The organism is Nocardia vinacea NBRC 16497, assembly GCF_000308835.1.
Lineage (GTDB): Bacteria > Actinomycetota > Actinomycetes > Mycobacteriales > Mycobacteriaceae > Nocardia > Nocardia vinacea.
This window is the reverse complement of the sequence record NZ_BAGN01000429.1, coordinates 16,662-30,009: the sequence shown is the minus strand read 5'-3', so window position 1 is coordinate 30,009 and position 13,348 is coordinate 16,662. Positions and strand designations below refer to the sequence as shown.

The following is a 13,348-nucleotide window of genomic DNA, read 5'->3' as shown; positions in this document are numbered from 1 at the left end:
GTTGCCCGCTGGAAAAATGGCAACTCATGCGTATCATTATTAGCGATCGGAGGCACGATGACGCAAGCGGCAATTTCGAGGCGGTGGAGATGACCGAGGTCGGACCGCCCATTCGGCGCGCGGCCGGGCGGCCTACTCGGGCACAGGCCGAGGCGCGGCACGAGGAATTGCTCGATACCGCACTGGATCTGTTCCTGGAGCACGGCTATGAGCTGGCGACGATCGAGATGATCGCCGGTCGCGTGAATATGACCAAACGCACCGTCTACGCCCGCTATCCCGAAAAAGCGTCGCTATTCCTCGCCGCGGTCCGGCGCGCCATCGAGCGGCAGGTCGTGCCCCCGGACGTGCTCGCGGGCTTCGATAACGGAGATCTGGCCGAGACGCTGACCGCCGTCGCTCGGCTGCGGATCGACCAGGTGATGACCCCGAACGGGCTACGCCTGCAACGCATTATCAATACCGAGAGCTATCGTTTTCCGGAGATCTTCGTCGCCAACTACGAACTGAGTGCCGGGCCGGTGGTCGACTTCGTAGCCGGTGTCCTCGACCGCGCGATCGCCGCCGGGACGATCGCCGCGACCAACTCCGATCAGGCCGCCCGCGCGTTCATGAGCATGGTCGTCGGCGGTCAGGTGCGCTCCATTGTGGCCGGTCGCCCACCCACTCCCGGACAACTCGACGAGCGGGTCCAATTCACCGTCGGCCTCCTGCTCGACGGCCTTCGGCCCCGCTGAAATGACTGAGAGGCAATGACTTTGACATTCGAGGTAGATCGTCCGGTCGCGGTCGTGACCGGAGCCAGTTCCGGCATCGGCGCATCGACCGCCGAAAAGCTGGTGGCACGCGGCTGGCAGGTGATCGGTGTCGGTCGCGATCGACAGCGTTGTGCAGCCGCGCGAACGCGGATCACGGCCGCCGCGCGCGACGGCGGCGGCCTCGACATGGTGCGCGCCGACTTCACCCTGATGACGGAGGTGGCGCGCCTGGCCGCCGAGATCGCGAGCCGCACAACGCGTCTGGATGTCCTGATCAACAATGCGGGTGGCGTGCGGGACCGGAAGATCATCACCGCGGAAGGCGCCGAGGCGACCTTCACCACCAACCACCTCGCCCCGTTCCTACTGACCAGAGAACTGATGCCGCTGCTGCGGAAGAGTGCGGCGGGCCTGCCATCCGGATCTGTGCGTGTGCTCGCCGTATCGTCGAGCGCGCACCGTGCGACCGAGGGCTTCGATTGGGCGGATCCGCAGGGCCTGAACGCCTTTCACCCGACAGCGGCCTACTGCCGTGCGAAACTCGCCAATATTCTGTTCACCCGCGAACTGGCGCGACGTGCGGCACCTGACCGGATCGTCGCGCAGGCCATGCATCCGGGTGTCGTCGCCAGTAATTTCGCCGCACACGGCGATACGGCGATGCGAGCCCATATGGCCGCGGCCGATACGGTGCCTCCGGATGAACCGGCCGAGACCCTGACGTGGCTGGCTAGCGATCCCGAGGGCGGTCGCGACAGTGGGCGCTACTTCCACCGGAAGAGTGTGGAAACACCGGCACCGGTCGCCCTCGACGATGCCGCCGCCGCCCGCCTCTGGTCCGAAAGCGAGCGGCTGCTCGCCGATCTCGGGTTCTGAAGATATGCGGATCGCGGTTATTCGACTCACGGTCGATCCGGCGCGCGAGCTGGCGCCGGAAACGCTGCGCGAACGTTCGGAATACTTTGCGGCACAGGCGAACAAGAGCGGGATGCGGGTGCTATCGATGCCGACCGAGCAGCATCGGGAACTGCGGGTTTCGCTCCCCGGCACCGACGCTGCCGAATTGCGCGAGACCGTCGCCGCTCTGTGTGCCGACATATTCGGCACCCGGCCGGAAACCGGACCGGCCACCTTCGTCAGTCACGGCACCGATGACGATGCGCACGGCGTATTGGCCGGTTTCGGGATTACCGGGGAATTGTCCCGGGTCGACAGCGGCGAGGGCTACGACATCGTCACCGTGCGGATCGCGGCCGCGGATATCGGAGGCATTCCGGAGAGCCGGATTCGGACCGCGCTGGAGGCCGCGCTGAATTGCGAGGTCCAGTTGATCGTGGACTGAACCGCGGTCAGCCCGCGATGAAGTCCAGGATGGCCGGTGCGGCCAGCACCCAGGTATCGAATCCGCCGACGTCCTCCCCGCGGGCCCGCGCCTCGAACGAGCGCTCCCAGGCATCCTCCGGCCACGGCGGATCGATGAGCATGGAACCCTCGATGAGGCAGTGCACTTCGAGTGAGGTGCGCTTGGGATGGTCCGGATCATCCTTGCCGCCGCGAATGATCAGGGTGGGAATCTCGATGTCGGCGAACAGATCATCGGGGACACCCGGGATGGTCTGCCCCGGCTTGGGGACGTAGGCGTCGAGCCAGCGCAGCAGCACTCGATTCAGTTCGGCCCGATCCAGGGCGAGCAACCGGTCGCGGTTCTTCGGGTTCTGCTCGATGCGCTCCTGCCACTCCGGCAGTTCCACCAGACTCTCGATCCCCTTGCCGCGCAGGGCGATCAAATTCGGCAGCACATAGTAGGCGCCGAGATTGAACAGGCCCGGCACACCGCCGACGATATTCCACAGGATGAGCTTGGTGACCATATCCGGGTACTGGAGTGTGGTGATCATCGAATCGCGAGCGCCGCTGGAGCCGCCGGCCAGGACCACCGGTCCGGTGTCGAGGGCTCGCAGCAGTCCGTACAGGCTCTCCGCTCGCATATGCGATTCCGTCGGGCCGAAGAACTGCACATCGGATGCGCCGCAGTTGGGCCGGTCCCACAGCAGCACCCGGTGACCGCCCGCGACCAGCGCCTCGGCCAGTGGCCGCACACCGCGAAAATCCTTGCTGTACCGGCCGCCCGGCGTCAGCACGATCAATTGTCCGGCTGTACCGAGGATTTCGTAGACGATATCGCCGCCGTTGACTTCGACCGTTGGCATCGTTGCTCCTTCAGGCGGTGATCAGGATGTCCTCGCCGACCACCCGCACCGGATAGGTGCGGATGCTCCACTCCGGTTTGACCGCGGTGGTGCCGGTGGCCAGTTCGAAACCCCACTGATGCCACGGGCAGTAGACGAATTCCTGATCGCGCACCTCCACCGCATCACCCGGTGCGGACTCGTCGACCACGGTGCGCCCCCTGACACGGCCCGAGCACAGCGGTCCACCTTCGTGCGGACAGTAATTGGTGATCGCGTAGAAGGTGCCGTTGACGTTGTAGACACCGACGCCGTATCGCCCGATCGGCACGAGTTTGTGGGTGCCGGGCGGAATCTCGGCAACCGTGGCCACCACATGCTCGCGACCCCGCGCCAGTCTCGGTTCGTTCACCTCACCACACCCTCGTCTGTCCGGGCAGCGCGGGCACCGACTCCGGCAGGTGATAGGTCTGTATTCCGTTGCGGTACATGATCGCTTCCCTCGCGGGCGCGGGCAGATGCTTGATCAGCCACCGGGGATCGTCGAAGGTCCAGTGTGGATAGTCGGAGGAGAACAGCAGGATCTTCTCGCACTCCATCCATTCCAGCGCCTTGGTCAGCTCGGTCTTGTCCTCCGGATGGTCCAGCGGCTGCGTGGTGAATTTGATGTGTTCCTTGACGTATTCCGACGGCTTGCGCGTGATATCCAGCCACGGCTTGCGCGCCGCGTAGATGGCGTCCATCCGCCACATCAGCGGCAGGATCCAGGTGAAGGCGTGCTCCACGAGCACTATCCGCAGTTTCGGAAAGCGGTCGAAGACACCGTCGAAGATCAGGCTCATCACCTGGTTGGCGGCCAAAAGTGAATAGCTGACCATAAAGTCGTGGTTGTAACTCGGAATGCCGACCGGCGGCGCGGGCAGCGTCTCAGCGAATCCGCGTGACAGATGGCAGCTGACCGGAATGTCATGGCGGACCGCCGTTTTCCACACCGGGTCGTAGCGCGGGTCGCCCCATGCGGGCCGCGGCTCGGCGCGGATGAGGATCTGCGCCATATACGGATGTCCGGCCCACTTCTCGATCTCGCGGACCGCGCCCGCCGGATCCTCGGCCGCCGCACAGATCGAACCGCGCCAGCGCTGATGCCAGTTGTTGTGACCGTCGAGCCAATGCTCGGCCAGCCAGCTGTTGTGCGCGCCGCAGATGGCCTGCGTCCATTCCGGCAGCCGTTCGGCCTTGATACCCGGCTCCAGGATCGCGATATCCGAACCGGCCTCCACGATCAACTGCTGGAATGCCATATCCGGGTCGCTGCCGGGAAAGCCGCCGTCGGGGGTGAACGCGTCGACCCGCATCGCGAACGCGTGCGCGAAATCCGGTGCGTCGTAATAGATCGTGCTGCCCACCTTGTGGGACACGATCTTGCTCCGGTACGGCTCCGGCAGATATTCCAGTATCTGGCCCGGCCGGGGAACCGGGTGCACGTCAGAGTCGACGACTCGCACCGGAACGAGCTCGGTGCTCGGCACCCGCGGTCGAGTCGCTGCCTGTGTCATCGTTGCCTCCGCTCATCCAGCAGGGGGAGTCACCGCACGGCCGCGGTGGGGACGTCTATGCCGTAGAGCTCGGCGGCATTGCGCCAGCAGACCTTGGCGAGTTGTTCGGCACTCCAGGCCGACGGCAGCAGCGCCGGATCGGCGAGTTGCCAGTGCGGATAGCTGGAGCCGAACATGATCATGTTTTCCTTACCGGTGAAACTCAGCCAGTCACCGGCGAATTCGACCTCGCCAGGTCCGTCCATGCGGCCCTGTACGAAGTACACGTGATCGGGCAGATAGTCGCTCGGCATGCGCGGCGCCCACGGTGTCTGCTCCAGATGCGGCCGACCGAAGGTGTCCATCCGCCACATGAACGGCGTCAGCATGTCCGCCGCGCCGTCGGCCCAGACGAACCGCAGCTTCGGGAAGCGCTCGAATACGCCCTCGGCGATCATATTGAGCAGGTGGTAGATGTAATTGAGCGGCATGAACGCCGCGTACTGCTCGTAGGTGCGCGGATGCCCGGACGGTGTCGGCGGCAATTCGATCCCGCTGCCGGTTTCGATATGCACCGCAACCGGCCACCCGGCTTCCTGCGCCGCCTCCCACAGCGGCCAGTACTGCGGTTTCCCGTACAGTTCCCGCGATTGCAGCGGGATACCGAGCTGCACGATCCGCGGATGTCCCTGCCAGCGCATGATTTCGCGCACCGCACCGGAGATATCGTCCGGATTCACCCGCAGCGTGCCGCGATATCGCTCGGCGTAGTGACCTGATTCCAGCCAGCGGGTCACCATCATCTCGTTGTGGGCCGCCAGGACGGCCGTATTCAGATGCCGGTCCGGGAGAATGCCACGCGTCATCGGATGCAGGATCGCCATATCGACGCCACGCCGATCGAACAGATGCCGACCGACGACATTCGGGTCCGAGCCGGGATAGTGACCACCCGGCCCGGTGGTGCCGGGCGCGTATTCCCCGCCCGGCGCGCCATACCAGTCCATCTCCACATCCGGAATCCCACGACTGCGAAACGGTTCGCGCAGGAAATTCCGGAAATCCGGATTCGACCGGAAAAAGATATGGACGCTGGTATCGATCAGCGGCATCTGTTCCCCGTCACGCAGCGTCAACATGCGCGATCACCTACATTCTTTGTCGATAATTGCCCGTAGGCTGCGGGTCAGATCGGCTCCCAGATCGTCATCCGCGTGTTGGCCGGATCGATCGACGAGCTGAGCCGCATCCGGCCGTCCTTGGACCGGGCCATCAGTTCCTTCATCACGGTGTCGATATCACCGTCGATGTCGTAGACGGCCAGATATTCGGTGGGCTGGTCCTCGGTGGTCCGAAGACGATGGCGCGTACAGGATTTCACGCCATCGATGGCGAGCATCTCGGGTACGTGGACTTCGCCGTACCAGGTGTTGTATTCCTCGTCCCGGCCGGGCTGCGGGCGGGAGAAAACCATCAACTTCATATCGTCATTCCTCGATCAGTGTGCCTGCTGGGCATAGGCTTCGGCGTATTGCTGCCGCGTCGTCGTCGAGGTATCCCAACCAGCGGCCTTCGCTCGCAGCGCGCCGACGGTGGCCTGCTCCTTCGGGGTGTGCTCGAACGGATCGAAATTCAGGAAACGGCAGGCGTTCTGCCAGGTGATCTTGTTGATATCGGTGTCGTCGGCGTGGGCGGCGTTCAGTTCCTTCAGCACGAATTCGGGTGCGTCGGGCCACAGCGAGTCCGAGTGCGGGTAGTCACATTCCCAGGCGATGATGTCCATCCCGACGGCGTCCCGATAGGTGAGTGCGGTCGGGTCGGTGACGTAGCAGGCGATCACGTGCTCGCGGAAGACCTCGCTCGGCAGCTTGCCGCCGAAGTCGCGCCGCAGCCACCTCTGATTGGTGTAGTGGCGATCGGAGCGATCCAGGAAGAACGGGATCCAGCCGATGCCGCCCTCCGACAGCGCCACCTTCAGATTGGGATAGTTGCGAAATGCCGGACCCCACAGCAGATCCTGGACGGTGATCTGGGAGACCGTCGGCGCCAGGCACATCAGATTGTCGATCGGCGCGTCCGGCGCCAGCTTGAGCGCCCCGAATCCGGTGCCGATATGCAGGTTCATGACCAGACCGGTTTCGTTCAGCGCCCCGAAGACCGGTCCCCAGAAGTCCTCGTCGAAATAGCTGGGGCTGCCCTGCAGGTGCGGCAGTTCCGCCATCGTGACACCACGGAAGCCCTTAGCTGCGACGCGCTGGATCTCGGCGACGGCCAGCTGCGGATCCCACAGCGGCAGAATGGCGTTCGGAATGAACCGGCCAGGGTAGATGTCGCACCAGCCCTCGAGATGCCAGTCGTTGTATGCCTGGATCATCGCGACGGTGATCTCGTCCTTGAAGTGACTCAGGTGACCGGCGCTGAATCCGGCGAAGGTGGGGAAGCACATCGAGGCCAGGATGCCGTTGGCGTTCATATCCCGTACGCGGGCGTGGATGTCGTAGACACCGGGCCGCATTTCCGCGTAACCGGCCGGGTCGTACCCCCACTCCTCCGGCGGCCAGGAAACGACTGCGTTGAGCCCGGTGACACCCGTCGGTTTTCCCCGGTAGACCCACCGGTCGACCCCCTTGTCGTCGACGATCACCTTCGGCGCCAGATCGGCCCACTTCTTCGGTACCCGGCCGTCGAACATATCGAGCGGCTCGACGACGTGGTCGTCGATGCTCACCAGGATCATGTCGTCGATGTTCACGTGACTCCTCGCTGTTCGTGCGACGCCGGGGGTGTGCGTCACCCCGATCTCGACAAGCGGAGAGATGGTCAATCTTCATTTGGGAGAATGCCACTCTCGCAGTGAGATCGACCATACACCCTGCGCGCGGGCGTGGTCGACAAATTCCCACCGGATATCGACCGCGGGCTGTCGGAGCCGCGTGCTACCTCGGTTCGGATGCTGAACTAGCGCTCAAACTCGGACTGAGCACACGCCGCGGATCACGAATCCGCGGCCTCGATCGTGGTCGCGGTGCGTGCGGTCGCCTCGAACCTGTCCAGGTACTGCTCGACGAATGCGACCAGATCGGCGTGGCCGAGCGTGACGCCGACGGCGTTCTCGGTCGCGATGACCCCGGATACGCTGGCGATGAGCAGTGAAATCACCACCGGCGGCAGCTGGGTGAGGTCGAGACCGTTGGCCCGGGCGATGAAGGTCAGCGCGGTCACCTGGATATCGCGGAAACGTTCGATATAGGCGGCGATTTCGGTCCGGATGGCCGGGCGCTGGTTGGCCAGCGCCATGAATTCCTGCTGTAGCCGGGTGCCGTACGGTTCCCGGCTGAGCTGCCAGAGTGCATGCAGCGGCTGCTCGGAGAACACGGCTCGGCGCTGCCGCTCCAGATTGGCCTCCGCGCCGCGGCGGAATACCGCCAGGAACAGGTCGTCCATGGTCGGGAAGTAGTAGTGCACCAGCGCGGGTTTGACCCCTGCCAGCGCGGCGACCCGCCGTGACGTCGCCGCGGCGTGTCCTTGCTCGAGCATGATCCGCGCGGTGGCATCCAGGATGGCGAGCCGGGTGGCCGAATCCTCCGCGCCGACGCGGCGCACCCGGGCGGTACCGCGCGTGGTCGTCGACTCGTCCGTGCTCGCGCGGCCCCTTGACCTGTCATCCGTCACGGTGTTAAGCATATGCACCTATCGAGTTTGGGCACTTGTTCAGCATGTGCAGGGTATCGACCCACGTGCTGCCGTACCGAAGAGGCGCATCATGACCGTCACCGCCATCCCCGTGACCGACCACATCGGACTGGAAATCACCGGATTGTCCGGCCGCCAACTCGCCGACCGGCGCGTTGCCGACGACCTGCGGGCTGCCCTCGACCGATCCGGGGTGGTGATCTACCGCGACGCCCATATCGATGATGACGCGCTCGTTGCGCTGAGCCGCCTGCTCGGCGAGGTGGTGGTCGCGCCGTTCGGCGGGGAGAAGTCGCATCCGGAGGTATCTGCCATTACCCGAGATCCGGCCAAGAGCGTGCTGGCCGCCTATCGGGAGGGCACATTCTTCTGGCATATCGATGGCGCGACCGATGCGGTCCCGCAGCAGGCCACCCTGCTGACCGCACTCGAGGTGGCCGCCGACGGCGGTGACACCGAATTCGCCAATACCTTCGCCGCCTACGCGGCGCTGCCGGATGCGGAGCGGACCGAACTCGAAACCCTGCGCGTGGTGCACAGTTTCGCGCATGCGCAATCGCTGGCCAATCCTGATCCGACGGATCGGGAGCGAGCCGCTTGGGCGAAGGTGCCGACCCGCGTGCATCCGCTGGTGTGGACGCGCAAGAACGGCCGCAAGTCGCTGCTGATCGGCGCGACCGCGGCACAGGTCGTCGGCTTGCCGGCCGACGAGAGCCGGGCGCTGCTGGATCGTTTGCTCGAATGGTCGACCCAGCCGCGGTTCGCTCTGCGGCATCAATGGCGGCCCGGCGACCTGGTTGTGTGGGACAACACCGGCATGCTGCACCGTGCCCAGCCCTACGAGGTGAGCTCACGCCGGTTGATGCACCGCACCACCCTCGTCGGCGAGGAAGCCGTCGCCTGATTCCGAATGGGTGCGGCCCCGTTTTCCTTGTTTCCATTGCAGAATGTCATTATCCTGTGGCGAGAACAGCATTTCCCACCTTGGTGGCGCAAGCAATGACGCGGGAGTCCCCATGATCGACAACACCAGCGAAACCGTCGCGGCGCCGACCTGCCTGACCTGGGAGCTGACCCACGCCTGCGATCTGTCCTGCATCCACTGCTCGTCCAGCACTCGCGGCCGCGATCCGCGTGAGCTGAGCACCGGCGAATGCAAGGCGCTGATCGACGAATTCGAGCGGATGCGCATTTGCCGTGTCGATATCGGCGGCGGCGAGCCGACCGTGCGCCCGGACTTCTGGGAACTGGTCGATTACGCCACCGCCAAGCGCATCGGAGTGAAGTTCTCCACCAATGGAATTCGGATCACTCCCCATGCCGCGCGGCGGATCGCCGGGAACGGCAGTATCGACGTGCGGATCTGCCTCGACGGCGCGACCGAGGCGGTCAACGACGCGGTGCGCGGCACCGGGGCATACCGGGCGGCGGTGCGCGCGATGGAGTTACTCGCCTCCTCGGGCGTCTATGGATTCGAGCTGTCCGTCGCCGTGACCAGATATAACGTCGGCCATCTCGACGCGCTCGAGGCGATTGCCGATATGTTCGGTGCGCAGCTGCGACTGAACCCGTTGCGCCCGTCGGGCCGCGGCACGGACACCTGGGACGAGTTGCACCCGACGGCGAACCAGCGGCGAATGCTCGACGACTGGCTGCGCGAGCACGATCTGTCCGGCTTCGGCGAATCACTGCCGGGATCGAGCGTGCCCGGCGCGGGCCGGATGATGTGTCTGATCGACCCGGTCGGCTATGTCTACGCGAGTCCGTTCGCCGGCCCCGACCGGTACCGCGCCGGAAACATCCGTGCCGCAGGCGGATTCGAACCCATCTGGCAGAACTCGGAACTGTGCACCGAACTGCGTGGGCCGCAGCGCAGCGGGGCGGGTACGGAACGTGTAGGTGGACGCGATGATTCGGTGCCGGCCGGGATCGACCGCCTGGCTGCGCCGAAGCTGTCGCAGGATTATCCGCATCGACATCGACCGGTTGCCGATCATCCGGCGGTTCGGAGGTCGGCGTGACTTCGCGTTCGGAGCATCGGCGGGTCGCGCTGGTCACCGGCGCCGCGCGGGGGATCGGGGCGGCGACGGTGCTGGAATTGGCGTCTCGGGGCTGGTCGGTGCTCGCGGTGGATCTGGCGAGCGACGATCCCGCGCTGCCCTATCCGATGGGAAGTAAACGCGAACTCGTCGCGGTGGCGACCGATGCGGGCAGTCGGGTGAACCGGGTCGGTGCGGTGCGACCGTATATCGCCGACGTGCGCGATCCATCTGCGCTGCAGGCCGCGGTAGCCGAGGCGGTCGGTACTTGGGGCGGGCTGGATGCGGTGGTCGCAGCGGCAGGGGTGATCGCCGGTGGAGTTCCGTTGTGGGAGATGCCGATCGAGCAGGAGCGCGCGGTCCTGGATGTCTGCCTGGGCGGGGTCGTGAATCTGGCGCGGGCGGCCGTTCCGGCACTGCTGGCCCGGCCCGCACCGCGATCGGGGCGGTTCCTGGCCGTCGCTTCGGCCGCCGCGACGAAGGGTCTGCCTCAGCTTGCCGCCTACTGTGCGGCGAAAGCCGGTGTGACAGGACTGATTCGGGCACTCGGTGCGGAACTCGGCGGTACCGGGGTAACCGCGAACGCGGTGAGTCCAGGCTCCGCCGATACCGCACTGCTGGCCGAGATCGCGCGCCTCTACCGGCTGCCCGACGTGACGGGATTCGCCGGCCAACAGCCGATCGGACGGTTGCTCGATCCGGGTGAGATCGCCGGCGTCCTCGCCTTTCTGGCCGGGCCCGACAGCAGCGCGATGACCGGCGCGACGGTCGCCGTCGACGGTGGCCTGGCGCTGTGAACAATCCGACGCCCGAGTGGTTTCTGTTCCTGCCGCAGATCAAGCTGCGCGTCGACGACATCGTGGAACGGGCCCGCGTGGCCGAGGCCAGCGGGTTCGACGGCATTGCGTTCATCGACCATCTGGTCGCGCCCGGCGCCGAACAACTGCCGCTCTGGGAGGCGATGACGGTGGCCACATGGGTGGCCGCGCGAACCGAGCGGCTGCGGATCGGACATCTGGTGTTGTGCGACTCGTTCCGGCATCCGGCGGTGCTCGCCAAGGAGGCGGTGACGCTGCAGGAGGCGTCGGGCGGCAGATTCGAACTCGGCCTCGGCGCCGGTTCGGTACCGCACGAACTGGTGGGATTCGATATCACCCGGGACCGAGCGCCCGCGCGACGGGATCGGCTGCGGCGCAGTCTGGAACTGCTGCACCAATATTGGGGCGCACCGAATACCGAGGGACCGGTGCAGGTGCCGGCACCGAGTACACCGATTCCGATTGTCATCGGCGGCACCAGTGCGCCCCTGCTTGAATTGGCGCGCGGTTATGCGACCTGGTGGAATCTGCCTGCGCCGCAACTGAATCGGCTGACCGAACTGCTGCCCGAGATCGGATCGGCGCGGGCATCCGTCCAGCAGATGGTCGGCTTCGTCGGCCATGGCCGGGATGCCGCCGAGGTTCACGCGCGCAGCACTCGGCGATTCGGTCAGCTGGTCGACGGCCTTGTCGTCGGTGACGCGGCACAACTCGCCGCACACTTCGGCGACCTCGTCGAGCTGGGCGTCGAGCGGTTCTATGTGTGGTTCACCGATTTCGCCGCACCGGAGACGCTGGCCGAATTCGGGGCTAAGGTGATCGGGAATCTGCGGTAGGCCTACCGCAGGTGATCCTTCATCACCTTCCCGGTGGCGTTCAACGGCAGCGCTTCTCGGAACTCCACGAAACGCGGGATCTTGTAACCCGCCATGCGGGTCTTGGCCCAGCCGATCAGTTCTTGTTCGGAGATCGGGCCGGTGGCCACCACGAACGCCTTTCCGACTTGGCCGAGCCGCTCGTCGGGAACGCCGATCACCGCTACCTGCGCGACGGCCGGATGCTCGAGGAGGACGCCTTCGATCTCGGCCGGATAGGCATTGAAGCCGCCGACGATGAACATATCCTTCTTACGGCCGATGATCCGCAGCCGTCCGTCGGAATCCAGGCTGCCGAGGTCGCCGGTGTGCAACCAGCCCTCGGGGTCGATGGCAGCGGCGGTCGCCTCGGCATCGTCGAGGTAGCCCTGCATGACGGAGTACCCGCGGACGAGCACCTCGCCGTCATCGGCGATCCGCACTTCGATGCCGTCGCAGGCGGTCCCGACGGTGGTCGCGATCTGCTCGAAGGTGTCGCCGGGGCGCGACGCCGTCGCGGTGCCCGCCTCGGTGAGCCCGTATCCGGTCATGATCGATCGGAACGGCAACTCCTCGTGCACCCGGCGGATCAGTTCGACCGGAATATCGGCGGCCCCGGTGACCGCCGTCCGCAACGACGACAGCTCGTAACGGTCCTTGGCCTGCAACAGCGAGTGATACAGGGTCGGCGGACCGGGCAGCATCGTCACCCGCTCGCGCTCGACCAGCTCGAGCACCCGATCGACATCGAAGACCGGGACCGGCAGGATCGTCGCGCCGCGGATGAGCGACGCGATGATCCCGGCCTTGTATCCGAAGGTGTGGAAGAACGGATTGACGATCAGATAGCGATCGCCCTCCCGTAGATCGGCCAGCTCGCACCATTCCGAATACAGCCGCAGGGTCTGCAGATGATTCATCATGACGCCCTTGGGCTTTCCGGTCGTGCCCGAGGTATAGATGATGTCGGCGATATCCGCGCCGCGCACCTGCCGTTCGAACGGCGCGCCGCTGGGCAGGAATTCCGACTTCAGGTCGATCACCGGTACGCCGTCCGGACCCGCGTAGTCCACGCCGAGGAAGCCCTGCTGCACCAGCAGCAGTTTCGCCCCGCTGCGGCGCACGATATCGTCGGCCTCCTCGGCCGTGAACCGGGTGTTGACCGGGACGAGCACGCCACCCGCGCTCAGCAATCCGAATGCCGCGATGATCCACTCGGCCGAATTGGGCGCCCAGATCGCCACTCGGTCACCGGATTCGACTCCGGCGTTCGCGAAGGCGCCCGCGGCCCGGCGGACACGTTCCGCCAGTTCGGTGAAGCTGATCCGCAATGGTCCGTCCACGACCGCTTCGGCGCCGCCGAAGCGGTCGGCCGCACTCATGACCATCTGCGGGATGGTCTCCCAGGTCATACGCTGTGCCTACTTGGCGCATGAGCGGGGCCCTGCGTGGTTACGCTTCG

Annotated in this window: 15 protein-coding genes; 7 read left to right on the top strand and 8 right to left on the bottom strand. The window is 65.6% G+C overall.

The features are described 5' to 3' along the window. Positions 1 to 26 precede the first annotated feature (26 nt). From ON44_RS45815 to ON44_RS45805, 3 genes are read left to right on the top strand one after another with little or no spacing between them, the layout of a single operon-like run. Positions 27 to 737 carry a TetR/AcrR family transcriptional regulator gene (locus ON44_RS45815; protein ID WP_245567584.1) on the top strand — a complete coding sequence of 237 codons (711 nt, stop codon included), beginning with the start codon at positions 27 to 29 and terminating at the stop codon, positions 735 to 737. A 15-nt stretch (positions 738 to 752) separates the two neighbouring features. Beyond that, positions 753 to 1,634 (top strand): SDR family NAD(P)-dependent oxidoreductase, encoded by an 882-nt coding sequence (locus ON44_RS45810; RefSeq protein ID WP_040701764.1) that lies wholly within the window; start codon positions 753 to 755, stop codon positions 1,632 to 1,634. Positions 1,635 to 1,638: 4 nt separating this feature from the next. After that, on the top strand, positions 1,639 to 2,100 hold the full coding sequence (locus ON44_RS45805; RefSeq protein ID WP_040701762.1) for a hypothetical protein: 462 nt from the start codon (positions 1,639 to 1,641) through the stop codon (positions 2,098 to 2,100). A 7-nt stretch (positions 2,101 to 2,107) separates the two neighbouring features. Here ON44_RS45805 and ON44_RS45800 read toward each other — a convergent pair whose 3' ends face one another. From ON44_RS45800 to ON44_RS45770, 7 genes are all read right to left on the bottom strand, one after another. Beyond that, a complete protein-coding gene (locus ON44_RS45800) occupies positions 2,108 to 2,968 on the bottom strand; it encodes an alpha/beta fold hydrolase (protein WP_040701760.1) in 861 nt (286 codons plus the stop codon). A gap of 10 nt (positions 2,969 to 2,978) precedes the next feature. Beyond that, positions 2,979 to 3,359: a Rieske (2Fe-2S) protein gene (locus tag ON44_RS45795; RefSeq protein ID WP_040701758.1), complete on the bottom strand. Its 381-nt coding sequence runs from the start codon at positions 3,357 to 3,359 to the stop codon at positions 2,979 to 2,981. A gap of 1 nt (position 3,360) precedes the next feature. After that, the gene (locus ON44_RS45790; RefSeq protein WP_040701754.1) at positions 3,361 to 4,503 is read right to left on the bottom strand and encodes an amidohydrolase family protein; all 1,143 of its coding nucleotides are present in this window, start codon (positions 4,501 to 4,503) and stop codon (positions 3,361 to 3,363) included. 29 nt (positions 4,504 to 4,532) lie between these two features. Beyond that, positions 4,533 to 5,621, bottom strand: a complete 1,089-nt coding sequence (locus ON44_RS45785; protein ID WP_040701752.1) for an amidohydrolase family protein — start codon at positions 5,619 to 5,621, stop codon at positions 4,533 to 4,535. Positions 5,622 to 5,668: 47 nt separating this feature from the next. Next, positions 5,669 to 5,965 (bottom strand): DUF4286 family protein, encoded by a 297-nt coding sequence (locus ON44_RS45780; protein ID WP_040701750.1) that lies wholly within the window; start codon positions 5,963 to 5,965, stop codon positions 5,669 to 5,671. 15 nt (positions 5,966 to 5,980) lie between these two features. After that, the gene (locus tag ON44_RS45775; protein ID WP_040701748.1) at positions 5,981 to 7,234 is read right to left on the bottom strand and encodes an amidohydrolase family protein; all 1,254 of its coding nucleotides are present in this window, start codon (positions 7,232 to 7,234) and stop codon (positions 5,981 to 5,983) included. Positions 7,235 to 7,476: 242 nt separating this feature from the next. Next, a complete protein-coding gene (locus ON44_RS45770) occupies positions 7,477 to 8,085 on the bottom strand; it encodes a TetR/AcrR family transcriptional regulator (RefSeq protein ID WP_040701747.1) in 609 nt (202 codons plus the stop codon). A gap of 160 nt (positions 8,086 to 8,245) precedes the next feature. Between ON44_RS45770 and ON44_RS45765 the strand changes: the two genes are divergently transcribed. The 4 genes from ON44_RS45765 (at position 8,246) to ON44_RS45750 (ending at position 11,868) form a co-directional block, all read left to right on the top strand. Continuing rightward, entirely contained in the window at positions 8,246 to 9,079 is an 834-nt protein-coding gene (locus tag ON44_RS45765; protein WP_040701746.1) for a TauD/TfdA dioxygenase family protein, read from the top strand. Between the two features lie 112 nt (positions 9,080 to 9,191). After that, on the top strand, positions 9,192 to 10,196 hold the full coding sequence (mftC, locus tag ON44_RS45760; RefSeq protein WP_051183430.1) for a mycofactocin radical SAM maturase: 1,005 nt from the start codon (positions 9,192 to 9,194) through the stop codon (positions 10,194 to 10,196). After that, positions 10,193 to 11,011: a mycofactocin-coupled SDR family oxidoreductase gene (locus tag ON44_RS45755; protein WP_040701745.1), complete on the top strand. Its 819-nt coding sequence runs from the start codon at positions 10,193 to 10,195 to the stop codon at positions 11,009 to 11,011. Before mftC ends, ON44_RS45755 begins: the two co-directional genes overlap by 4 nt. Further along, positions 11,008 to 11,868 (top strand): LLM class flavin-dependent oxidoreductase, encoded by an 861-nt coding sequence (locus ON44_RS45750; protein WP_040701744.1) that lies wholly within the window; start codon positions 11,008 to 11,010, stop codon positions 11,866 to 11,868. The genes ON44_RS45755 and ON44_RS45750 overlap by 4 nt, the downstream gene beginning before the upstream one ends. A 2-nt stretch (positions 11,869 to 11,870) precedes the next feature. Here ON44_RS45750 and ON44_RS45745 read toward each other — a convergent pair whose 3' ends face one another. Beyond that, positions 11,871 to 13,298: a FadD3 family acyl-CoA ligase gene (locus ON44_RS45745; RefSeq protein ID WP_040701743.1), complete on the bottom strand. Its 1,428-nt coding sequence runs from the start codon at positions 13,296 to 13,298 to the stop codon at positions 11,871 to 11,873. Positions 13,299 to 13,348: the final 50 nt, after the last annotated feature.